This is a genomic window from Paraburkholderia pallida (assembly GCF_004524855.1).
GTDB classification, from domain to species: domain Bacteria; phylum Pseudomonadota; class Gammaproteobacteria; order Burkholderiales; family Burkholderiaceae; genus Paraburkholderia; species Paraburkholderia oxyphila.
In genome coordinates this window covers 693921-717237 of the sequence record NZ_CP038148.1, presented here as the reverse complement: position 1 = coordinate 717237, position 23317 = coordinate 693921, and the positions used below count along the sequence as shown (strand labels likewise).

Below are 23317 nucleotides of genomic sequence, written 5' to 3'. Positions count from 1 at the left end.
GCCACGTCATTCGCTAGTTCGTATGAGGAGTTGCAACCACACGTTGCAGTGCGGCATGCGCCATCCTTGCATTTCACGCACGGATTCAATCAGGAATCCATGCTGCATGTGCGTACGCGATTTGCGTTTTTACGCGGGGTATTTCGTGCAATGCCCATACGGCGGGACTTTTTTCATGCACAAAGAATGACGCATCGAATTCACGTCTTCGCGTCGTCTGACAGCAATAAAAAATGCAGGTAAAAATGACTTTCGAAAAACGCTCAGGATGGCAAAAAATCCCGCAGAGCCTTATCTGACGGGCGTTACAACCTGAAACACTTTGTTACCGCCAAGGTTCATTAATTCGCCCACAATGCCTTCAACGGTTTCAACACGGATGTGGCTCGGTGCAAGTGTGAGCGGACACGATACACCAGCCGGTCGGCGTCAGCCGAAGCCCTTTCCGGGGGCATCCTTGCTGGAGCCGTAACCGGCGTTTTAACGTACCAAGACCCGGCTCCTCATTTGGTCTCCTCGCGCTAACCCCGTAGCGTGTGGTTTTTAGCGGGCTCCAGGCCCGCTTTTTTTTCGTCTATTCCCTCTGTTTAGCGCTTTTTGCCACCCGTTGTTGTGATGGCAAGAATAATCGCGCGCACAAACCTCCACCACCGGAATTCGTAATCTGGCCGCTTGCCGGGTTAACCCGCCATCGCTAATTCGCGGCTGTGCCCATTGCCACTCCGTTCATTCGGCATGCAAAGCAACTGGCGTTTCATCCGCGTGAGTTGTTTCGCCGCGGCGGCACGTTAGCGCCGCGGCGAAACATCAGCATCAAGCACACTCAAGCGGTCTTCTGCTCGCTGATTTTCAGCTCGTCGATCATGCGCGAGCGCATTACGAACTTCTGCACCTTGCCCGTCACCGTCATCGGCATTTCGTCGACGAAGCGGATGTACTTCGGGATCTTGTAGTGTGCAATCTGCCCCTGGCAGAACGCCTGAATCTCTTCAGGCGTGGCCACCTCGCCGGGACGCAGGACGATCCACGCGCACACCTCTTCGCCGTACTTCGCATCGGGCACGCCGAACACCTGCACCGACTGCACCTTGGGATGGCGGAACAGGAACTCCTCGATCTCGCGCGGGTAGATGTTCTCGCCGCCGCGGATCAGCATGTCCTTCAAGCGCCCGACGATATTGCAGTAGCCCTCGGCGTCGATCGTCGCGAGGTCGCCCGTGTGCATCCAGCCATCGATGATCGATTCGGCAGTCTTCGCTTCGTCGCCCCAGTAGCCGCGCATCACCGAGTAGCCCTTCGTGCAGAGCTCGCCCGTCTCGCCCACCGGCACGATATTGCCGAGTGCATCGACGATCTTCACCTCGAGGTGGGGCTGGATGCGTCCCACCGTGGTCGTGCGCTTGTCGAGCGGGTCGGTCGTCGAGCTCTGGAACGACACCGGGCTCGTCTCGGTCATGCCGTAGGCGATCGTGATCTCCGCGAGATGCATTTTCGACACCACGCGTTTCATCGTTTCGATCGGGCACGGCGAGCCCGCCATGATGCCCGTGCGCAGCCGCGACAGATCGAAGCGCGCGAAGTCGGGATGATCGAGCTCGGCGATGAACATCGTCGGCACCCCGTGCAGCGCCGTGCAGCGCTCCTCGGCCACCGCTTCGAGCGTCGCGCGCGGATCGAAGGCCTCACCCGGAAACACCATGGCCGCGCCCACCGAGACGCACGCGAGCACCGCAAGCACCATGCCGAAGCAGTGATAGAGCGGCACCGGAATGCAGAGCGAATCTTCTTCGCTGAGCCGCATCGCCATGGCGATGAAGCGCCCGTTGTTGACCACGTTGCGGTGCGTGAGCGTGGCCCCCTTCGGGTTGCCCGTCGTGCCGCTCGTGAACTGGATGTTGATGGGATCGTCGGCGACGAGCGTCGCGTCGATCGCATCGAGTTCTCCTGTGCCGTCGCGCTCGAGCCGCTCGCGGCCCCGCTCGATCAGCTCGCCGAAGTTCAGCATGCCGGGCGTCTCGGCGTCGCACATGCGGATCACCGCGCGCAGCTCGGGTAGCTTCGCCGCGTGCAGGTCGCCCGGCGTCGCGTTCGCGAGCTCGGGCGCGAGCGCCTGCAGCATCTCGACGTACTTCGAGGTCTTGAAGCTTTCCGCCGCGACGATCGCCTTGCAGCCCACCTTGTTCAGCGCGTACTCGAGCTCGGCGAGACGGTAGGCGGGATTGATGTTGACCAACACCGCGCCGATGCGCGCCGTGGCGAACTGCGTGAGCAGCCACTCGAAGCGATTGGGAGACCAGATGCCGACCCGGTCGCCCGGCGCAACGCCGAGCGAGAGGAAGCCGGCTGCGACCACGTCCACTTCCTCGGCAAACTCGCGCCAGGTCCAGCGGATGTCCTGTTCGCGAAACACCACCGCAGGACGCTCAGGAAAGCGCTGTGTGGTTTCCCGCAGGAAAGTGCCGATGGTAGCGTCGGAAAGCGGCGTATCGGCCGCTCCACGCACGTAGGAAAGCCCGTCTTTCGGCGCGATGAGCGCTTCGCGCGCACCTGCTGCGTCGATGGCCATGATGGCTGTCTCCCCGGGAGTCTCGCTCCCGATTGAAATGGATTTGAAAACCATTGTGCCACTGCGCACGCGGCCAGCAGCATCAAGTTTTACCCGCAGCGCATAGGCTGCGGCCGACGCCTGCGACCGTGTCGTCGCCAGGCACGAAGGCATGATTTCGCATTACCTTTCCGTAAACGTCAAGTAGTTTGTACCATCGCCGCGAGACTTTTCCGTGACGGGGCGGATCCCGCCACCCGGTGGCGCGCCGTCGCGGGTTTGTTCAAACGGAGGATTTGCCCCTTTTTTGCACGACCGTTCGATCTACTTTGCTTTCAAATCGTCATGTCGTTCAAGCTTGTCTCGGCAATCTATGACGATGCTTTTATTTCCCCTTATTCATATGTAGTCCAAATTAATTTCCAGCGTAGGACATCCCCAGCAAGGAGCAACGATGAATACCAGCGCCGCCTCCAGCCGCATCCGCTTATCCAAAAAAATCTGGGCCGGCGTGCCCGGCTCCGACGCCAACGGCTATTCCGATCCCGCCGATACCATTCAGTACGCGTTCGGCGTCGTGCCCGAGGGCAGGCACTACAACGATCTCGCCGATGCGCAAGGCGCCGTCGATACCAGCAAGCTGATCGGCGGCGTGCTGATGGTCGTGGGCGCGAACACCGTCGAGCTGCAACGCGCACCCGGCAAATACTGGCTCTACGAATTCGTGATCGCGCGCGCGAGCGACGGCGTCTCGCTGCGCTACTTCCAGCGCACCGGCTGGGACTTCACAGCCCTCTTCGACGGCGAGCGCCGCGGGCCCTTCGACGACGCCGACGGTGCCATCGCATTCGAGATCGGCGAAAAAACGACCGAGTTCGACGTGGTGGGCATCAACAAGTCGCTCAGCGTCGAGATCAACAAGCTCTTCACGCGCGGCGCAGACGAAAGGGAGAAGGAAGGCATTCTGTTCCTTGCCACGAGTTCATATCTGGGCGTGTTGCCGCGCGCCGATAACGCCAACGACCGCGCAATCATCCGTCTTGGCGTCACGGGTCCGGGCGGCAAAGTGCGGCTCGACGGCTTCACGTCGGGCAACAACGTGTTCATCCACGAGATCATTCCGCAGTACACCTACGATGCGGGCATCTGGCCGCTCGGCATGACCGTCTACCGGCTGGACGGCTCGCCCTGGTTCACCTCGGACTTCAAGCTGCAGGGCCCGCTGCGCCAAGGCGAAAACTGGCGCGACGACGAGAACCAGCACTGCATCACCGAGGCCGATCTCGACGCCCTGCTCGCCGACCCCAAGCTCACGGCGGCCGGCCGCGACCTGATCCTCAAGCACGTGCAGGTAGGCGACTACCTGTTCTCCAATACGCGGTACTTCGCCGAACGCCAGGGCGTGCTGCGCGTGGACGTGCTCAACGGCAGCGGCCGCGGCTGAACCTGCGTTGCCAGGTTCTGAACAGCCCATGAAAAAGGGCTCCCCGTTTGGGGAGCCCTTTCGCTTTCGTCTGCTGTGCGCCGCGAGGCGCACGAGCCGAAATCAGTGCTGATTCATCTTGCGCAGGCGCTGGATCGCCGCGAGCTGCGCGACTGCGTAGGCGAGCTCCGCCTGCGCCGTTGCGTACTCGAGGTTCGAGCCGGCGTTCTGCAGCGCCTCTTCGGCGCGCTTGCGCGCCTCGGCGGCCTTCGCCTCGTCGAGATCCTTGCCGCGGATCGCGGTGTCGGCGAGCACCGTCACGGCGCCCGGCTGCACTTCGAGAATGCCGCCCGCGACGAACACGAACTCTTCATCACCGTCCGCGCCCACGATACGCACCGCACCCGGACGAATCCGCGTGATGAGCGGCGTGTGGCCCGGCAGAATGCCCAGCTCGCCCGCTTCGCCCGGAAGCGCGACGAACTTCGCCTGGCCGTCATAGATGCTCTCTTCGGCGCTGACGACGTCTACCTTGATGGTTGCTGCCATATGTGTCGACTCCTTGGGGGTCCATCCCCGCTCACGCGGGGTTATCCGATAGGTGCTTGCAGGGGCGCCTCAACTTGCGTCGCGGCGCCCTTCGCGTGACACCCGACCCTTACTGGATCTTCTTGGCCTTTTCGAAGGCTTCGTCGATCGTGCCGACCATGTAGAACGCCTGCTCCGGCAGGTGATCGCACTCACCGTCGACGATCATCTTGAAGCCACGGATGGTTTCCTTCAGCGGCACGTACTTGCCCGGCGAGCCCGTGAAGACTTCCGCGACGTGGAACGGCTGCGAGAGGAAACGCTGGATCTTCCGTGCGCGGGCGACCGACAGCTTGTCTTCCGGCGACAGTTCGTCCATGCCCAGAATCGCGATAATGTCGCGCAGTTCCTTGTAGCGCTGGAGCGTCTGCTGCACGCGGCGCGTGATCGAGTAGTGCTCTTCACCAATCACGTTCGGGTCGATCTGGCGCGAGGTCGAGTCGAGCGGGTCGACTGCCGGGTAGATACCCAGCGAGGCGATGTCACGCGACAGCACGACGGTTGCGTCCAGGTGACCGAAGGTCGTAGCCGGCGACGGGTCGGTCAAGTCGTCCGCAGGGACGTACACGGCCTGAACCGACGTAATCGAGCCCTTCTTCGTGGACGTGATGCGCTCTTGCAGCTTGCCCATTTCCTCAGCCAGCGTCGGCTGATAGCCCACTGCCGAAGGCATACGGCCGAGCAGTGCCGACACTTCCGTGCCAGCCAGCGTGAAACGGTAGATGTTGTCGACGAAGAAGAGAACGTCCAGGCCTTCGTCACGGAAGTACTCGGCCATCGTCAGACCGGTCAGCGCGACGCGCAGACGGTTGCCCGGCGGCTCGTTCATCTGGCCGTACACCAGCGCGACCTTGTCCAGAACGTTCGAGTCCTTCATTTCGTGGTAGAAGTCGTTGCCCTCACGGGTACGCTCGCCCACGCCCGCGAACACGGAGAAGCCGCCGTGTTCCTTCGCGATGTTGTTGATGAGCTCCATCATGTTGACGGTCTTGCCCACGCCTGCACCGCCGAACAGACCGACCTTGCCGCCCTTTGCGAACGGGCAGATCAGGTCGATCACCTTGATGCCGGTTTCGAGCAGTTCAGCCGACGGCGAGAGCTCGTCGAACGCCGGAGCCTTCTGGTGGATCGCGCGCTTGTTTTCGCTGACGATCGGACCGGCTTCGTCGATCGGACGGCCGAGCACGTCCATGATGCGGCCGAGCGTCGGCTTGCCGACCGGCACGCTGATGGGCTCGCCCGTGTTCTTGACCACGGTGCCGCGGCGCAGGCCGTCCGACGCACCCAGACAGATGGTGCGCACGACGCCGTCGCCGAGCTGCTGCTGCACTTCGAGGGTCAGTTCCGACCCGTCGAGAATGAGCGCGTCGTAGATCTTCGGCATGTGCTCACGCGGGAATTCCACGTCGATCACCGCGCCGATGCACTGTACGATCTTGCCTTCCGGCAAAGCAGTTGTACTCATCGATTTTCCTTTAGATACCTGAATTCTTCACTCGCTCACCGGTTCAACACCGGCGCGGTTTCGCAATCGGTTCGCGACTATCAGACGGCTGCTGCGCCGCCGACGATTTCCGAAAGTTCCTTCGTAATCGCGGCCTGGCGGCTCTTGTTGTACGAGAGCTGCAGTTCGTTGATGACCGTCTTCGCGTTGTCCGACGCTGCCTTCATCGCGACCATACGGGCCGACTGCTCCGACGCCATGTTTTCCGCCACGGCCTGATAGACCAGTGCTTCGACATAACGGACCAGCAGTTCGTCCACGACGGTTTGCGCGTCCGGCTCGTAGATGTAGTCCCACTGCGACTTCGGCGTCGCGCCATCGTCATGGCCTTCGAGGCGCTCGTTCGACAGCGGCAGCAGCTGCTCGATGACGGGCTCCTGCTTCATCGTGTTGACGAAGCGCGTGTACGCCAGGTACACCGCCGAGAGCTTGCCTTCCGAGTACTGGTCGAGCTGTACCTTGATGGCGCCGATCAGCTTTTCGAGGTGGGGCGTGTCGCCGAGGTGCACGACGTTCGAGACGACCTTCGCGCGCAGACGATTCAGGAAACCGAGGCCCTTGCTGCCGATCGCCGTTGCTTCGACCGTCTTGCCGGATGCTTCCAGATCCTTGAACTTCTGCAGCGTCGCGCGCAGCACGTTGGTGTTCATCCCGCCGCACAGACCCTTGTCGGTCGTGACGAGAATCACGCCGGCGGCCTTCGCATCGTTGTTTTCCGTCATGAACGGATGACGATACTCGGGATTCGCACGGCTCATGTGCGCAGCGATGTCGCGGACCTTGTCGGCATACGGGCGGGCAGCGCGCATGCGCTCCTGGGCGCGGCGCATCTTCGACGCCGCGACCATTTCCATCGCCTTGGTGATCTTGCGCGTGTTTTGCACGCTCTTGATCTTGCCGCGAATTTCCTTCATTCCAGCCATTGCTTTGCTCCTTTGTCGACCCGGGTCACCGCCGAAGCGCTGACCCGGGTCCCAGTCCGTTTATCGTGAATGATTCCCGGACGGATCAATATGCGCCGGACTTCTTGAAGTCCTTGAGAGCCGCGTGGAGCGCGTTCTCGTCGTCCTTCGACAGGTCCTTCTTGTCCTCGATGCGGCCGATCAGGTCGGCGTGCTTCGACTTCAGGTATTCGCGCAGGCCCTTCTCGAACGGCAGGACGTCCTTGACTTCGATGTCGTCGAGGTAGCCGTTGTTCGCCGAGAACAGCGCGACAGCCAGTTCCCACACTTGCAGCGGCTGGTATTGCGGCTGCTTCAGCAGTTCCGTCACGCGGCGGCCGCGCTCGAGCTGCTTGCGGGTCGCTTCGTCGAGGTCCGATGCGAACTGCGCGAACGCTGCGAGTTCACGGTACTGCGCGAGGTCGGTACGGATACCGCCCGACAGCTTCTTCACGACCTTGGTCTGTGCCGCACCACCCACACGCGAGACCGACACGCCGGCGTTAATAGCCGGGCGGATGCCTGCGTTGAAGAGGTCGGTTTCCAGGAAGATCTGGCCGTCGGTAATCGAGATCACGTTCGTCGGGACGAATGCCGTGACGTCACCTGCCTGCGTTTCGATGATCGGCAGCGCGGTGAGCGAACCCGTCTTGCCCTTCACTTCGCCGTTCGTGAACTTCTCGACGTAGTCGGCCGACACGCGTGCCGCGCGCTCGAGCAGACGCGAGTGGAGATAGAACACGTCGCCGGGGTAAGCTTCACGGCCCGGCGGACGGCGCAGCAGGAGCGAGATCTGACGGTATGCCCAGGCTTGCTTGGTCAAGTCGTCATAGATGATCAGGGCGTCTTGACCGCGGTCGCGGAAGTATTCGCCCATCGTGCAGCCGGCGTACGGCGCGAGGTACTGCAGCGCGGCCGATTCCGAAGCCGAAGCGGCAACGACGATCGTGTACTCGATCGCGCCCGTTTCTTCGAGCTTGCGCACCACATTCTGGATCGACGAAGCCTTCTGGCCGATCGCGACGTAGATACAGATGAGATCCTTGCCCTTCTGGTTGATGATCGTGTCGACGGCCACCGCGGTCTTGCCGCACTGACGGTCGCCGATGATCAGCTCACGCTGGCCACGGCCGATCGGCACCATCGCGTCGATCGACTTCAGACCGGTCTGCACCGGCTGCGACACGCCTTCACGCCAGATCACGCCCGGGGCGATCTTTTCGATGGCGTCGGTGAGCTTGGCGTTGACCGGGCCCTTGCCGTCGATCGGGTTGCCGAGCGGATCGACCACGCGGCCGATCAGTTCCGGGCCGACCGGCACTTCGAGAATGCGGCCCGTCGTCTTGACGATGTCGCCTTCCGAGATGTGCTCGTACTCGCCCAGAATCACGGCGCCGACCGAGTCGCGCTCGAGGTTCAGCGCGAGGCCGAAGGTGTTGCCCGGGAATTCGAGCATTTCGCCCTGCATCACGTCCGACAGGCCGTGGATACGCACGATACCGTCGGTCACGGAGATCACGGTGCCTTGATTGCGAACGTCCGTGCTCGCTTCGAGGCCCTGGATCCGGCTCTTGATCAGCTCGCTGATCTCAGAGGGATTGAGTTGCATTATTCGCTCCTGATGTTCAATTCTGTTGCGTGCCAGCCGCCGCGCCCACGCATGGGCGCTCAGGCGGTCAGTGCCACCTGCATGCTGGCGAGCCGCGCGCGGACCGAGGTATCGAGCACTTCGTCGCCGACCGTGACGCGCACGCCGCCGATGAGCGACTTGTCGACTTCAACAGCCGGCTTCAGCTTGCATTTGAACTTGCGTTCGAGGCTGGCGACGAGCTCGTTCAACTGGGCGCCTTCAAGCGGGAACGCGCTGACGATCAGCGCGTCTGCGGCGCCTGCCTTGGCGTTCTTGAGCGCTTCGAACTGCGTGTGGATTTCCGGCAGCAGTTCCAGACGATGATTCGCGACCAGCATCTGCACGAAGTTCTTCGCCTCGGGCGCATCCTTCAGCGGGGACTTCACCGCCGCGAGCAGCAGCTCGACGATCTGTGCATGGCTCACTTTCGGGCTCGTCGCGACCGACAGCACCTCGGGCAAAGCCGCAACCTGTGCCAGCTCCGCGACGAGCGTGGACCAGGCGGCGATGTCACCAGCTTCGGCCACACCAAACAAAGCTTCTGCGTACGGGCGGGCGATGGTTGCAAGTTCGGCCATGATCAGAGCTCGGCTTTCAGTTGATTCAGCAGTTCGGCATGTGCCGTCTGGTCGACTTCGCGCTTCAGAATCTGTTCGGCGCCTTGCACGGCAAGTGCCGCGACCTGGCCACGCAGTGCTTCGCGTGCCTTCACGACCTGCTGGTCGGCGTCGGCCTTGGCTTGAGCGATGATGCGTGCCGCTTCGGCATGGGCCTGGGCCTTGATTTCTTCTGCGACGGCCTGTGCGCGCTTCTCAGCGTCTGCGATACGGCTTTGGCCCTCGTTACGGGCCGTAGCGAGTTCTTCGCCGACGCGCTTGTGCGCAGCTTCGAGTTCCGCCTTGCCCTTTTCCGCGGCGGCGAGGCCGTCCGCGATTTTCTTCGAGCGCTCGTCGAGGGCGTTGACCAACGGCGGCCACACGAATTTCATCGTGAACCACGCGAGGATCAGGAACACGACCATTTGCGCAAACAGGGTTGCGTTGAGATTCACGGTGTTTCCTTTTACGTTGCTATTCCGGGGAGTTGAAACGGCAAGGCGCTCATCGGTTGTGAAACTCGATCAGCGCCTCGTCACCCGTTCCGCTCTGCGCCCGCATCTATCGTTATAGGTCGGGCGCAACCTTCCAGGGAACTTAGCCCGCGAGCTTCGAGAGCAGCGGGTTGGCGAACGCGAACAGCATTGCAACACCCACGCCAATCAGGAACGCCGCGTCGATCAGACCAGCCAGCAGGAACATCTTCGTCTGCAGCGGGTTCATCAGTTCAGGCTGACGCGCGCAGGCTTCGATGTACTTGCCGCCCATCAGGCCGATACCGATACAGGCGCCGATTGCACCCAGGCCGATGATGATGCCGATACCGATGGCCGTGAAACCCTGGATGTTGGCGATGAAAGCTTGCATGATCACTCCTTTGTGAGATTTTCTGGAACTGGGGATTTATAGAACTGCAAATCTGGTTTGACGAGCACTTAGTGCTTGTCGTGTGCCTGGCCGATGTACACCAGCGTCAGCATCATGAAAATGAACGCCTGCAGCAGAACGATCAGGATGTGGAAGATCGCCCAGACGCTGCCCGCAATCACGTGGCCGATGAAGCCAAGCACCGTCGTGTCCGCGCCGAAGCTCCACAGACCGCCCAGCAGCGCGATCAGCAGGAACAGCAGTTCGCCTGCATACATGTTGCCGAACAACCGCAGGGCGAGCGAAACCGTCTTGGCGACGAACTCGATGATGTTCAGTGCAAGGTTCGGGATCCAGAGCAGCGGATGCGAGCCGAACGGGGCCGACAGCAACTCGTGCACGAAGCCGCCTGCGCCCTTGATTTTGAGGTTGTAATAGATCATCAACACGAACACGCCGAGCGCGATGCCGAACGTACCGTTCAGGTCGGCGGTCGGGACGATGCGCTGATGCGGGAACACTTCAGACAGGCCGAGCCAGCCGATCACGCGCGTGGGCAGGTCGACGGGAATGAAGTCGAGCGAGTTCATGAGCGCGACCCAGACGAACACGGTCAGCGCGAGCGGTGCGATGAAGGCACGATTGCCGTGGATGATGGACTTCGACTGGTCTTCGACCATCTCGACCAGCATCTCGACGGCGCACTGGAAGCGGCCCGGCACGCCCGGGGTCGCTTTGCGCGCGGCGAGGCGCAGGATGAGGATCGTCACAAGGCCACAAAGAATCGACCAGAACAGCGTATCCATGTTCCATACATGGAAGTCGACGATCGACGTCTGGTGCGCGGTGGCAAAGTTCTGCAAGTGGTGCGCAATGTACTCGGACGGACCCGGAGCGCTCGTTCCTTCGCTGGCTGCCATATCGTTAAAACCACCCAAATTGTCGAAAATCGGTTCTGGCCAGTTGGCCCAGGCCGCTCCCGCGCAATGCTCTATTGCGGGAACGCACCGCCTCGGATCGAGTCTCACTCCAACATGTGCCAACCGCTTGCCGCTTCGATCGCCTCGACGCCTTTCACACGAAAGGCGGCGCGATGTCAGCGACGGGTCAGCGCCACGCGAGCGCGATCCAGTATGTCTTCAATGCGATCAGGTACGTGACGAGCAACGGGATCCACTGCACGTCGCGGTACCAGAACGCGATGGCGACGAACATCGCAATCGTCGCCCCCATCTTGAATGCTTCGCCGAGCATCCAGTTAAACACGGTGCCGGCCTTGCTCAACTGCTTCAGGCGCGCCGCGAACAGCGCACCGGGTATCCAGCAGATCGCTCCGCCCAAGAGCGCGGACAGCACCACGGCGCCCGGCGCAGTCACCCCCGATGGCTTATAGAACAGCCACCACAACAACGCAGCAACCAGGGACAAAGCCACTTGCGCTGCCACGACACGAAACGGCGTGACGCGCGACGGGCGGCTCACCTGTGAGCCGAAGAGCTGTTCGGCTTCGGTCCGGGTGAGCGGAACGATGTCTTTGTTATCTTGCTGGTCGGCGTCCAACTCATCCCACCGCGCGTTGTGATCCGAGGTGCGATCAGCGCTGGGCTCCGCATTGAGATCGTGACGCGCAGTAGCGGCTTTTCCTTTCTCCGGACCTGCACCCTGCTTCTCGCTGGATGCTTCGGTTCCGCGTTGTGGACCATCGGGCCCTTCATGCGCCTCTGGCGCTTCGTCTGGCCTCTGACCCACCATTGCGTTATTCCGGATATTTGGCTTCCGCCTAATTTCTTGCAACGTGCTTACGCCGCCGCCAACCAAATAAATCCGGGCGATTGTAAGCGATAGTTGCAGCCAATTCAAGACTTTAGGCCGTTCAATAACACGTATGAAATGCTACTTCATCATGCGGAAAACTCACCATTACGCCGCAGGTAACGCAAATTGTAAGGAAGCGCGGGACCGTCAGGAGAGCCAAGCAAAACGGGGCGCGATTTTACCCTGGAACGGCGAATGTGACGCTACTTTGTCGTTTTTCCGTCAGAGAAAAAACAACACCAGTCCGCCGCCGAATACGGCGATCACCCAGAACGGGATCGCGATCAAATGAAATGGCAGCCATACGCCACGCTCGCCTGAGAGGCGCACGGCGATGAGATTCGCCAGCGAACCGATAGCGAGCCCGAAGCCGCCGACGCTCACACCGAACGCCAGCGCGCGCCAATCGTGCGTGAAGCCGGCCAGCACGATGGCAGCGGGCACATTGCTGATGGCCTGTGAGAGTACGGCCCCCGCGGCGTAGGTGCGTAGCGGGGCCTGCAACTCGAGGCTCGCAAGGGCGTGATGGATCCACGGTAGCGCGGCGGCGCTGCGCAATACGATGAACATCAGGATGAAGATCAACAGCAGCAGCCAGTCGATCTTCAGGACGATGCGCGTACGCCAGATGAGGAAGCCCACGCCGACGCCGGCCAGCGCAATGCCCGCGCGATGCGTATCGGCGAGCAGCACGAATGCAACGAAAAGCAATGCGGCGACGCCAGCCAATGGGCGATCGACGGGATGCATTTGCACGTCCTTCGTCAAATCGAGTGGCCTCGGCCGGAAAAGCAGCGCCGCAAGCGCGAACAACAGCACCATCAGCAGCGCGCACAGCGGCGCGAGCGCCGCAACGAAGCGACCAAATGACGCACCACTCAGTTGCCAGAGAAACAGGTTTTGCGGGTTGCCCAGGGGCGTGAGCACCGAGCCCGCGTTCACGGCGAGTGCGATCACGATTACAAATCGCTTTAGTGGCAGCGGCGAGAGCTGGTGCAGTGAAAGCACGAGCGGCACGACGACGAACAGCGCGACATCGTTCGTCACCACCATCGAGAGCGCCGCCGCGAACGCGACAAGCAGGAACGCAAGGGCTCGCTCGGAGCGAATCCGGTGCACGAGCCGATGCGCCGCCCAAGTCAGGAATCCTGAATATTCGAGCGCCTTGGTGAGAATCAGCAAGCCGGCGAGCGTCATCACCGTTTGCCAGTCGACTAGCGCGGGAAGCGTAGACCACGCGCGCGGCGCGCAAATTTGCAGCACCACGAGCGCGGCGACGAGTATCGACAAAACCGGCTCGGCGAGTGCCATCGCGCCGAACCGACAAAGCAGGCTTAGCGGGCCGCGCGTGGCAGCATCGGATTCACGCACCGGGAATAAGGACGTGCAGGACGTGCAGGACGTGCATCAAATCAAACAGCAGTCTCGCCACGCAGGCGCAGGAGAATGCCGTCGAGTGCATCGAGGTCGCCGAAGTCGACCGTGAGCTGACCGCGCCCTCGCCGGCCGAGCTTGATCCTGACCGCTGCGGCCAGCAAATCAGACAGTTCCTCTTCAAGGCGACGCGTGTCGCGGCCGCCGTCGTGCGCTGCCTTGGCCTTCACCGCAGGCGCAGCTTTGGTCGTGGTCGAAACGAGCTTCTCGGTTTCACGCACCGACATGCGCTTGTTGACCACCTGATTCGCGAGCACGATCTGCGTGGCCGCGTCGACCGCGAGCAACGCGCGCGCGTGGCCCATGTCGAGATCGCCTGCGAGCAGCATGGTCTGCACCGGCGCGGCAAGATTCAGGAGGCGCAGCAGGTTCGACACCGCGCTGCGCGAACGCCCCACCGACTCGGCGGCCTGCTCGTGCGTGAAACTGAATTCATCGAGCAGACGCTGGATACCCTGTGCCTCTTCGAGCGGATTCAGGTCTTCGCGCTGAATGTTCTCGATCAGCGCCATCGCGGCGGCGGCCTGGTCGGGCACGTCCTTCACGAGCACCGGCACTTCCTTGAGTCCGGCAATGTGCGCCGCGCGGAAGCGCCGCTCGCCCGCGATGATCTCGTAGCGCTCGGGTCCGACCGGACGCACGAGGATCGGCTGCATCAGCCCCTGTGCACGAATGCTCGCCGCAAGCTCCTGCAGCGCGCCTTCGTCCATGCGCGTACGCGGCTGGTACTTGCCGGCCTGCATCTGCGTGAGCGCAAGCGTATTGGGCGCGCCATCGATCTTCACCGCTTCGGTGATGTCCGCGCTGCCGCCGAGCAATGCTTCCAGTCCTCGACCCAGCCCCTTCTTCCGTGCTACTGCGTTCATCGTGCTTCTCCAGTCTGCGTCAGAGTGCGCGTACGCGCTCGATCATTTCCGCGCCGAATTGCACATAAGCCTGCGCACCACGCGACGCGCGGTCGAACACCACACCCGGCAAGCCGTAGCTGGGCGCTTCCGCAAGGCGGACGTTGCGCGGAATCACCGCGTCGAACACCTTGTCGCCAAAGTGCTCCTTCAATTGCTCCGAGACCTGTTGCTGCAACGTGATGCGCGGATCGAACATCACGCGCAAAAGACCGATCACCTTCAGGTCGCGATTCATGTTCGCGTGCACCTGCTTGATCGTATTGACGAGGTCCGACAGGCCCTCGAGCGCGAAGTACTCGCACTGCATCGGAATCACGACACCGTGCGCCGCGCACAGACCGTTGAGCGTGAGCAAGGACAACGCCGGCGGGCAATCGATCAGCACGAAATCGTATTCGTCGTCGACTTGTGCGAGCGCGGCCCGCAGGCGGCGCTCGCGCTGCTCGACAGACACCAGCTCCACTTCGGCGCCGGCCAGCTCGCGGTTGGCAGGCAGCACGTCGTAGCCCACCTGCTCCGGCCGCGTGCGTGCTTGCGGCACCGTCACGCCGTCGACGAGGACTTCATAAACCGTGTTCTCGCACGCCGCCTTGTCGATGCCGCTGCCCATCGTGGCATTGCCCTGCGGGTCGAGATCGATGAGAAGGACACGTTGTCCCTGCGATGCGAGGCTCGCGGCGAGATTGACCGTTGTCGTCGTCTTGCCGACGCCGCCCTTCTGGTTCGCAACGCAGAAGATTTTTGCCATCTTTCGTGTGTCCCTTTTACTGCCTTAAAAAGTTTGCTTACGTTATAGCGCATCCTCTGTCGGATGCGCTATTCGGCTTTTCGGCCTGGGCCATTTGGCCTGGGCCATCCAGGCCAAAGCCATCACGGCCAGTGAATCACGCTACTGTGTCAGCGATCAGACCGCTGCTGCCGGTTCGACCAGCACCTCGGTCAGATGCCGCTCCGCGTCGAGCATCGGCACCGTGAGGCGGATTGTTTGCACCGCGCGAGCGCCAGCCGGCAATCGTTCGATCTCGCCTTCGGGCCGTACACCCTTCATCGCCCAGATCGCTCCGCCGTCCGCAACGAGGTGACGGGCCAGTGTAACGAAATCGGCGAGTTCCGCGAATGCCCGCGAGACGATCAAATCGAATTTTTTCGCTACTTCGACTCCGGGACGCAGCGTTTCGACCCGCCCCGTCACTACCGACAGATTCGTGAGTCCCAATTCCGCCTTGGCCTGCGACTGGAACGCCGACTTCTTCTGCACGATGTCGTTCAATGTCACTTGCCAGTCCGGTCGCGCAATCGCCAGCACGATGCCCGGCAAACCACCGCCCGAGCCAACGTCGAGCACGGCGGCATCGGCACGCGCGGGCAAGTGCGGCAGGATCGAAAGTGAATCGAGGATGTGCTGAATCAGCATCTGGCGCGGATCGCGGATTGCCGTCAGGTTGTAGACGGCATTCCACTTCGCCAGCAATGCGACATAGGCCAACAGTTGTTCGTGCTGCCGCTCGCTCAAGTCGAGGGAGAGCGCTTGCGCGCCCTCCTTCAGCAGTTGCGCGAGTGCGTCGCGGTCCGCGATGCCGGGTTGCCGTGCGCGGCCCGTCATTGGGCCACCGGCGTGTTGTCGGTGCCCTGATCGGACGGACTCTGACGGCGGCGACCGAGACCGCGCTTGAGGTGAACCATCAGCAGCGAGATTGCGGCAGGCGTGATGCCCGAGATGCGCGACGCCTGGCCGATCGTTTCGGGACGGAATTGATTCAGCTTCTGGCGCGCTTCGAACGACAAGCCGCGCACTTCGGCATAGTCGATGCCTTCGGGCAGACGCGTATTCTCCTGTGCGCCATTGCGCTCGATCTCGTCGGCTTGGCGGTCGATATAGCCCTGATATTTGATGCCGATCTCGATCTGCTCCTTGATCTGGGCGAGCAGGACCTCGTCGTCGGCAAGCGGTGCTTCCGGCGCGCAGGCACCCTCGCGCAGACCGCACACGCCGTCATAGCTCACGCCAGGACGACGAAGCAGATCCGCCAGGTTGTACTCGCGATCGATTGGCTTGCCCAGGAGGGCGGTCGCCTCTTCCGCACCAAGCGTCTTCGGATTCACCCACGTCGACTTCAGGCGCTCTGTTTCACGTGAAACAGCATCGCGCTTGCGGCTGAATGCGTCCCAGCGGATGTCGTCGACGACACCGAGCTCGCGGCCGATTTCCGTCAGGCGCATGTCGGCGTTGTCCTCACGCAGGCTCAGACGGTATTCGGCACGGCTCGTAAACATGCGGTACGGCTCCGAAACACCGCGCGTCACCAGATCGTCGACCAGCACGCCAAGGTATGCCTGATCGCGACGCGGACACCACGCGTCCTTGCCCTGCACCTGCAGGCCGGCATTGATACCCGCGAGCAGGCCTTGCGCCGCCGCCTCTTCATAGCCCGTCGTACCGTTAATCTGGCCCGCGAAAAACAGGCCATTGATAACCTTCGTCTCCAGCGAGGCCTTCAGACCGCGCGGATCGAAGTAGTCGTACTCGATCGCATAGCCAGGGCGCAGGATGTGGGCATGCTCCAGCCCGCGCATCGAATGCACGAGCTCGAGCTGAACGTCGAACGGCAGGCTCGTCGAGATCCCGTTCGGGTAGAACTCGTTGGTGGTCAGGCCTTCCGGTTCCAGAAAGATCTGATGCGACTCCTTCGAGGCGAAGCGGTGAATCTTGTCTTCAATCGACGGGCAATAGCGCGGCCCCACCCCTTCGATCACGCCCGTATACATAGGCGAGCGGTCTAGTCCGCCGCGAATAATGTCGTGCGTACGCTCGTTGGTGTGCGTCACCCAGCAAGGAATCTGCTGCGGATGCTGCTCTGCCCTGCCGAGGAACGAGAAGACCGGCACCGGATCGAGGTCGCCCGGCTGCTCTTCGAGCACCGAAAAGTCGATCGATCGGCCGTCGATGCGCGGCGGCGTGCCCGTCTTGAGGCGGCCTTGCGGCAGCTTGAGCTCCTTCAGACGCGCCGAGAGCGTCACGGCCGCCGGATCGCCGGCGCGCCCGCCTGTGTAGTTATTCAGGCCCACGTGAATCTTGCCGTCGAGGAACGTCCCCGCCGTCAGCACCACGGCACGCGCCCGGAAGCGGATGCCCACCTGCGTCACGGCCCCCACCACACGGTCGCCCTCGACCATCAAGTCCTCAACCGCCTGCTGGAACAGCCAGAGATTCGGCTGATTCTCGAGGCGTCGACGGATCGCCGCCTTGTACAGGATGCGGTCGGCCTGGGCGCGCGTCGCACGGACGGCCGGGCCCTTGGACGAATTGAGGATGCGGAACTGGATGCCACCCTCGTCGGTGGCAGCGGCCATTGCGCCGCCCAGCGCATCGACTTCCTTGACCAGATGGCCCTTGCCAATGCCGCCGATCGACGGATTGCAGCTCATCTGGCCGAGCGTTTCGATATTGTGCGTGAGCAGGAGCGTCTTGACGCCCATGCGGGCGGAGGCGAGCGCAGCCTCGGTGCCGGCGTGACCGCCGCCGACGACAATTACGTCAAATTCTGTAGGAAAAAGCATGGCGGGACCTCACGCACGGACGAATGGACCGCGTGAGCCTTCTCAGAAAAAAGTGGTATGCGCGAATTATAACGGTTTCGGGTTTTGGGCCGTTCACTCCCGAATTTCGCGACCAGAGTTAGCGCTTTCGCTGTCGGCCGGAGTTGGCGCTTCAGCGCCTACTCCGGGCCCATGCAGAGCACTTACTCTGGTCGCGCGCAGAGCGCCGCCACTCTAAAAAGCGGCGTGTTTCACGTGAAACACGCCGCCTATTTCTGCAGAGGTTGACGAGATCAGACCGGTTTCTTGGCCAAGCCGAGGTAAGTCTCGATCACCCGTGGATTCTGCGCCAGTTCGCCCGCCGGCCCTTCCAGCGCGAGATCGCCCGTCTCCAGCACGTAGCCATAATCGGAGATCTGCAGTGCAGCGCGCGCATTCTGCTCGATCAACAGTGTCGCCACGCCCGTCTGCCGCAGCGCGCTGATGATATGGAAGATCTCTTTCACGATCAGCGGCGCCAGCCCGAGGCTGGGCTCGTCGAGCATCAGCAGATCCGGCTTGCCCATCAGCGCACGTCCGACTGCAAGCATCTGGCGCTCGCCGCCGGAGAGCGTGCCCGCAGCCTGGGCGCGCCGCTCCTTGAGCCGCGGAAAGAGCTGAAACACGTGCTCGAGCTGGTCGAGGAAGTTGCGCTCGCCGGCCCGCTTGCGGCGGTAGGCGCCGAGCACGAGGTTGTCCTCAACGGTCATCGAAGCAAACAGCTCGCGCTTCTCCGGCACCAGGCACATGCCGCGTGCGACGCGTCGCTCGATGGGCAGCGTGCCGATGTCCTCGCCCAGATAGGCAATCCGGCCACTGGCGTGGCCCGTGACGGGCAGCGCGCCCATGATGGCATTGAGCAGCGTGGACTTGCCTGCGCCGTTCGGGCCGATTACGGAGACGATCTGCCCCGCACCCACTTTGATTGCCGCCTTGTGCAGCGCCTCGATCTTGCCGTAGCGCACGGCGAGTCCGGTGACTTCGAGTACAGGAGCGCTCATCATTCCACCCCGCCCAGATAAGCCTCGAGCACCGCCGGGTCCTGCTGCACCTCTTCCGGCAATCCTTCCGCGATCCGCGTACCGAATTCCATCACGACCAGGCGGTCGGTGAGATTCATCACGAAGTCCATGTCGTGTTCGACCAGCAGCACGCTCATCCCCTCTTCTCTCAGCCTGCGCAGCAAGCCGGCCAGCTGTTGTTTCTCCTGATAACGCAGGCCGGCCGCAGGCTCGTCGAGCAGCAGCAGGGTCGGATCGCAGCAAAGCGCCCGCGCAATCTCCAGAATGCGTTGCTGTCCGAGCGCGAGGCTGCCGGCCTCGTCGTACATGTGCTGCTCGAGGCCCACGCGGCGAAGCTGCCTGGCGGCCTCGCTCATCAGCCTGCCCTCCTCCGCGACGTTGAGCTTCACGACGCTGCGCAGCACACCCGAATGGCCACGCAGATGCGCACCGATCGCGACATTCTCCAGCACGGTCATCGTCGGCAGCAGCTTGACGTGCTGGAACGTGCGCCCGATGCCACGCGCGACGATTTCACGTGAAGTCAGGCGGTCGATGCGCTCGCCGCGGAACGTGATTGCGCCGCCGGTCGGCTGCAGCACGCCTGTCACGAGATTGAAGGTCGTCGACTTGCCCGCGCCGTTCGGTCCGATCAAGCCGATGATCTGCCCCGCCCTCACCTCGAAGCTCACGTCATTGACGGCCACGAGCCCGCCGAACTGCTTGCGCGCCTTGTCGACGGTCAGCAGCAATTCGCCCGTGGCGGGCTTGCTGCGCTGCGGCAAGGGTTCGGCGTGCTCGGGCACGTGCGCCTGCGGCCCGCGAGGAAAGAAGCGCGCCACGAACGGCCACACGCCGCGCCGCGCGTATTGCAGCAGCAAGACCATCAGAATGCCGAACACGATGATCTCGAAATTGCCGTTCTCGCCCAGCAGCTTCGGCAGCAGCGTCTGCAGCCAATCTTGCAGAACGGTGAGGATCGCCGCGCCCAGCACCGCGCCCCAAACGTGCGCCACGCCGCCCACCACGGCCATGAACAGGTATTCGATGCCGTGGTTCAGGCCGAACGGCGTGGGGTTCACCGCGCGCTGCAGATGGGCATAGAGGAAGCCCGACACCGCCGCGAGCACGGCCGCGTAGACGAAGATCACGACGCGCATCCATGCCGTGTTCACACCCATTGCCTCGGCCATCTGCCCGCCGCCGCGCAACGCGCGGATGGCGCGGCCCGTACGGCTATTAAGCAGATTCTGAACCGATATGACTGACGCCAGCACGACCACCCAGATCAGGTAATAGATATGGCGCCCCGATTCGAGGTCGATGCCGAGTACGTTGAGCACCGGGATGCCGTTGATCCCGTCGTACTTGCCCAGCATGTCGAGATTGCCGAACAGGAAGAACAGCGCGAGCCCCCAGGCGATGGTGCCGAGCGGCAGGAAGTGCCCCGAGAGCCGCATGGTGACGAGCCCCAGCACGAGCGCAACGAGCGCCGTGATGACGACGCCGACGATCAGCGCGAGCCACGGCGAGACGCCGTACTGCGTGGTCAGATACGCGGTCGCATAGGCGCCGAGGCCGACGAACGCGGCCTGCCCGAAGCTCGTCATCCCGCCGATGCCGGTGAGCAGCACGAGCCCGATCGCGACGATCGAATAAAGGCCGATGTAGTTGAGCAGCGTGATCCAGTATTCGGGCACATGCACGGGGTGCGGCAGCACCGGCAGCGCAAACATGACCACGAGGAACAGCCAGAAGAAGCGGTTATGCAGAACAAGTCGTTTCATCGCGTCACTCCTCTTCCTCTTCGGCATGCGGCGTGGAGAGGCTGCGCCACAGCAGCACGGGGATGATCAGCGTGAACACGATGACTTCCTTGTAGGCGCTCGCCCAGAACGACGAGTACGACTCCAGCAGGCCCACGAGCACGGAGCCCGCGGCGGCCAGCGGATAGCTCACCAGACCGCCGATGATGGCGCCCACGAAGCCCTTCAGGCCGATCAGGAAGCCCGAGTCGTAGTAGATGGTGGTGAGCGGCGCCACCAGCACGCCGCACAGCGCACCGAGCCCTGCTGCGAGCGTGAACGCGAGCCGCCCGGCCTGAGTCGTGCCGATGCCCACGAGGCGCGCGCCCAGCCGGTTCACCGAGGTCGCGCGCAGCGCCTTGCCCGAGATCGTGCGATCGAAATAGACGTACAGCGCGACGATCAGCACCGCCGCCGTGCCGATCACCCATAGGCTCTGCCCCGAGATCGAGAGGCTCCCGACGTTGAACGTGGCATCGGTGAACGCGTTCGTGCGCGAACCTTCCGCGCCGAACATCACGAGCCCGAGCCCGACCATCGCGAAGTGCACCGCCACCGCCACGATCAGCAACAGGAGCGTGGTCGCCTCGGCGATCGGCTCATACGCGAGCCGGTAAATGAATGGCCCCATCGGCACGACGATCGCTAGCGTGAGCGCGATCTGCACGAGCATGGGCAGTTGCTGACTGGCCAGGCCGCGCGTGAGCACGTAGAGCGCAATGGGAAAGAGCAGATACTTGCCCGCGAGCGTCACGAGCGTGCGCGGCGCATGCTTGCGCCGCTCGGCATGCCGCACGAGCCCCGCCGTCTCGACGACGAAGCACGCGGCGCCTAGCGCGACGAGCAGCCAGCAGGTGGCGGGAAACTTCTGCGATTGCAGCGCGGCGAGCGTCAGCGCGCCATACGAGACGAACTCGCCCTGCGGAATGAAGATCACCCGCGTCACGGAGAACACCAGCACCAGGGCGAGCGCGAGCAGCGCGTAGATCGCTCCGGTGGTGATGCCGTCCTGCGCGAGGATCGCGGCGATCGATAAATCCATAACCCCTCTTTCTGTAGCGCGTGAAACCAGGTCCGTCGGAAAAGATGCGATGCGGGAAAAACGCGCGGCGCAGCTACACAGGCTGCGCCGCGTTCAAGGATGCACTGCGGGAGCGCACCGCGAGGCCGCGATGCGCGGCCATTGTCGGTGGCCGAAATGAAGCGTGAGTGTTGTGAGTGTCGAGTGCGTTTCACGTGACACTACGCGCCCGCGCAGCGTCACGTCATGACGTTGCTACGCTCCCTTCACTCGCTCTGCAGCTTCCACTTGCCGTTGACGACTTCCACGATCACGCGGGCGCGGTCGTCGAGGCCGTTGTGATCGGTGGGCGTGGTGTTCATGATGCCGTGCGAGAGCGGCAGCTCCTTGACGTTCTCGAGCGCGTCGCGCAGCGCCACGCGGAACGCCTCGGTACCGGGCTGCGCCGTCTTGAGCGCGACCGGAATCGCGCGCTGGAGCATCTGGCCCGCGTCCCAGGCATGGCCGCCGAAGGTCGCCACGGAGCCTGCGCCATAGGCCTTCTCGTACGCCGCCTTATAGGCGAGCGCCGACTGCTTCACCGGGTTCGAGTCGGGCAGCTGATCGGCGACGAGAATCGGGCCGGCGGGCAGCAGCTCGCCTTCGCAGTCCTTGCCGCACACGCGCAGGAAGTCGTTGTTCGCCACGCCGTGCGTCTGATAGATCTTGCCCTTGTAGCCGCGGTCCTTGAGCGTGGTCGCGGGCAGCGCCGCGGGCGTGCCGGAGCCGGCGATCAGCACGGCGTCGGGGTTCGCCGACATCAGCTTGAGCGCCTGGCCCGTGACCGACGAATCCGTGCGGTTATAGCGTTCGTTCGCGACGATCTTGAGGTTATGCTTCGCCGCCGCCGCGCTGAACTCCTTGTACCAGCTGTCGCCGTAGGCATCGGTGAAGCCGATGAAGCCCACCGTCTTCACGCCGTGCTTCTCCATATAGCCCGCGAGCGCATCGGCCATCAGGCTGTCGTTCTGCGGCGTCTTGAAGGCCCATTTGCGCTTGTCGTCCATCGGATGCACGATGGCCGCCGACGCCGCGAGCGAGATCATCGGCGTCTTGCCTTGCGCGACGACGTCGAGCATCGCCAGCGAATTCGGCGTCACCGACGAGCCAATGATCGCATCCACGTGATCCTCGTCGATCAGCTTGTGCGTGTTCTGCACGGCCTTGCTCGTGTCGGAGGCGTCGTCGAGCACGATGTACTGCACGCTCTTGCCCGCGATCTCCTTGGGCAGCAGCGCGATGGTGTTCTTCTCCGGAATGCCGAGCGACGCAGCCGGCCCCGTTGCCGACAGCGTCACGCCGATCTTCACCTGCGCGGCGGCTACGCCTGCCACGCCCATCAGCGCGGCTGCGAGTCCCGCGCTAATCGACCTCAAAACCCACTTCTTCGTTTTCATTGCGCGTCTCCAAACGCTTTGTCTGCGTGTTATCGAGTCATCCCGCGCCGATTGCTACGATCTTCGTAAACCGGCGCTGGCCTCTGAGTGTAGTAATCGGGATCGCGCGTGTGATGCATGGTTTTCCCTGCCCGCTAGCGCGGCACTTGCCGCCGCGCGCACGGTGCGCGTTCCGTTTTGTCTACTGCACCACCCTGCTCCATACCCGCGCCGTGTTGCACGGCGTC

General features: G+C 62.9%; 20 protein-coding genes. 1 reads left to right on the top strand and 19 read right to left on the bottom strand.

What is annotated here, in order from left to right:
- Positions 1-823: 823 nt before the first annotated feature.
- Positions 824-2566, bottom strand: a complete 1743-nt coding sequence (locus tag E1956_RS03180; protein WP_134747348.1) for an AMP-binding protein — start codon at positions 2564-2566, stop codon at positions 824-826.
- A gap of 433 nt (positions 2567-2999) precedes the next feature.
- On the opposite strand from E1956_RS03180, the gene E1956_RS03175 reads away from it, so the two are divergent.
- A complete protein-coding gene (locus E1956_RS03175) occupies positions 3000-3989 on the top strand; it encodes a hypothetical protein (protein WP_134747345.1) in 990 nt (329 codons plus the stop codon).
- 102 nt (positions 3990-4091) lie between these two features.
- Here E1956_RS03175 and E1956_RS03170 read toward each other — a convergent pair whose 3' ends face one another.
- From E1956_RS03170 to E1956_RS03085, 18 genes are all read right to left on the bottom strand, one after another.
- On the bottom strand, positions 4092-4517 hold the full coding sequence (locus E1956_RS03170; RefSeq protein WP_134747342.1) for a F0F1 ATP synthase subunit epsilon: 426 nt from the start codon (positions 4515-4517) through the stop codon (positions 4092-4094).
- 109 nt (positions 4518-4626) lie between these two features.
- Entirely contained in the window at positions 4627-6021 is a 1395-nt protein-coding gene (gene atpD / locus E1956_RS03165; RefSeq protein WP_134747339.1) for a F0F1 ATP synthase subunit beta, read from the bottom strand.
- Between the two features lie 80 nt (positions 6022-6101).
- Positions 6102-6983: a F0F1 ATP synthase subunit gamma gene (gene atpG / locus E1956_RS03160; protein ID WP_134747336.1), complete on the bottom strand. Its 882-nt coding sequence runs from the start codon at positions 6981-6983 to the stop codon at positions 6102-6104.
- A gap of 85 nt (positions 6984-7068) precedes the next feature.
- Positions 7069-8610 carry a F0F1 ATP synthase subunit alpha gene (gene atpA, locus E1956_RS03155; RefSeq protein WP_134747333.1) on the bottom strand — a complete coding sequence of 514 codons (1542 nt, stop codon included), beginning with the start codon at positions 8608-8610 and terminating at the stop codon, positions 7069-7071.
- 59 nt (positions 8611-8669) lie between these two features.
- Positions 8670-9209 (bottom strand): F0F1 ATP synthase subunit delta, encoded by a 540-nt coding sequence (locus E1956_RS03150; protein WP_134747330.1) that lies wholly within the window; start codon positions 9207-9209, stop codon positions 8670-8672.
- A gap of 2 nt (positions 9210-9211) precedes the next feature.
- Positions 9212-9682: a F0F1 ATP synthase subunit B gene (locus E1956_RS03145; RefSeq protein WP_133194826.1), complete on the bottom strand. Its 471-nt coding sequence runs from the start codon at positions 9680-9682 to the stop codon at positions 9212-9214.
- A 142-nt stretch (positions 9683-9824) separates the two neighbouring features.
- Positions 9825-10094 carry a F0F1 ATP synthase subunit C gene (gene atpE / locus E1956_RS03140; protein WP_028203308.1) on the bottom strand — a complete coding sequence of 90 codons (270 nt, stop codon included), beginning with the start codon at positions 10092-10094 and terminating at the stop codon, positions 9825-9827.
- 68 nt (positions 10095-10162) lie between these two features.
- A complete protein-coding gene (atpB, locus tag E1956_RS03135; RefSeq protein WP_134747328.1) occupies positions 10163-11014 on the bottom strand; it encodes a F0F1 ATP synthase subunit A in 852 nt (283 codons plus the stop codon).
- A 187-nt stretch (positions 11015-11201) separates the two neighbouring features.
- Complete coding sequence (locus E1956_RS03130; RefSeq protein WP_232071242.1) at positions 11202-11846, bottom strand: ATP synthase subunit I; 645 nt, start codon at positions 11844-11846, stop codon at positions 11202-11204.
- Positions 11847-12131: 285 nt separating this feature from the next.
- Positions 12132-13220 (bottom strand): SLC13 family permease, encoded by a 1089-nt coding sequence (locus E1956_RS03125; protein ID WP_134747325.1) that lies wholly within the window; start codon positions 13218-13220, stop codon positions 12132-12134.
- A 101-nt stretch (positions 13221-13321) separates the two neighbouring features.
- Complete coding sequence (locus tag E1956_RS03120; protein ID WP_134747321.1) at positions 13322-14209, bottom strand: ParB/RepB/Spo0J family partition protein; 888 nt, start codon at positions 14207-14209, stop codon at positions 13322-13324.
- Positions 14210-14228: 19 nt separating this feature from the next.
- Positions 14229-14999, bottom strand: coding sequence for a ParA family protein (locus E1956_RS03115; protein WP_134747319.1), 771 nt, complete (start codon positions 14997-14999; stop codon positions 14229-14231).
- A 156-nt stretch (positions 15000-15155) separates the two neighbouring features.
- Positions 15156-15854, bottom strand: coding sequence for a 16S rRNA (guanine(527)-N(7))-methyltransferase RsmG (gene rsmG / locus E1956_RS03110; protein WP_134747315.1), 699 nt, complete (start codon positions 15852-15854; stop codon positions 15156-15158).
- Positions 15851-17809, bottom strand: coding sequence for a tRNA uridine-5-carboxymethylaminomethyl(34) synthesis enzyme MnmG (gene mnmG / locus E1956_RS03105; RefSeq protein ID WP_134747313.1), 1959 nt, complete (start codon positions 17807-17809; stop codon positions 15851-15853). Before mnmG ends, rsmG begins: the two co-directional genes overlap by 4 nt.
- Positions 17810-18081: 272 nt before the next feature.
- Positions 18082-18831: an ABC transporter ATP-binding protein gene (locus E1956_RS03100; RefSeq protein WP_167759963.1), complete on the bottom strand. Its 750-nt coding sequence runs from the start codon at positions 18829-18831 to the stop codon at positions 18082-18084.
- Positions 18828-20615, bottom strand: a complete 1788-nt coding sequence (locus tag E1956_RS03095) for a branched-chain amino acid ABC transporter ATP-binding protein/permease (protein ID WP_134747310.1) — start codon at positions 20613-20615, stop codon at positions 18828-18830. The genes E1956_RS03100 and E1956_RS03095 overlap by 4 nt, the downstream gene beginning before the upstream one ends.
- 4 nt (positions 20616-20619) lie before the next feature.
- A complete protein-coding gene (locus E1956_RS03090) occupies positions 20620-21675 on the bottom strand; it encodes a branched-chain amino acid ABC transporter permease (protein ID WP_134747308.1) in 1056 nt (351 codons plus the stop codon).
- 245 nt (positions 21676-21920) lie between these two features.
- Positions 21921-23090, bottom strand: a complete 1170-nt coding sequence (locus E1956_RS03085) for an ABC transporter substrate-binding protein (protein ID WP_134747305.1) — start codon at positions 23088-23090, stop codon at positions 21921-21923.
- Positions 23091-23317: the final 227 nt, after the last annotated feature.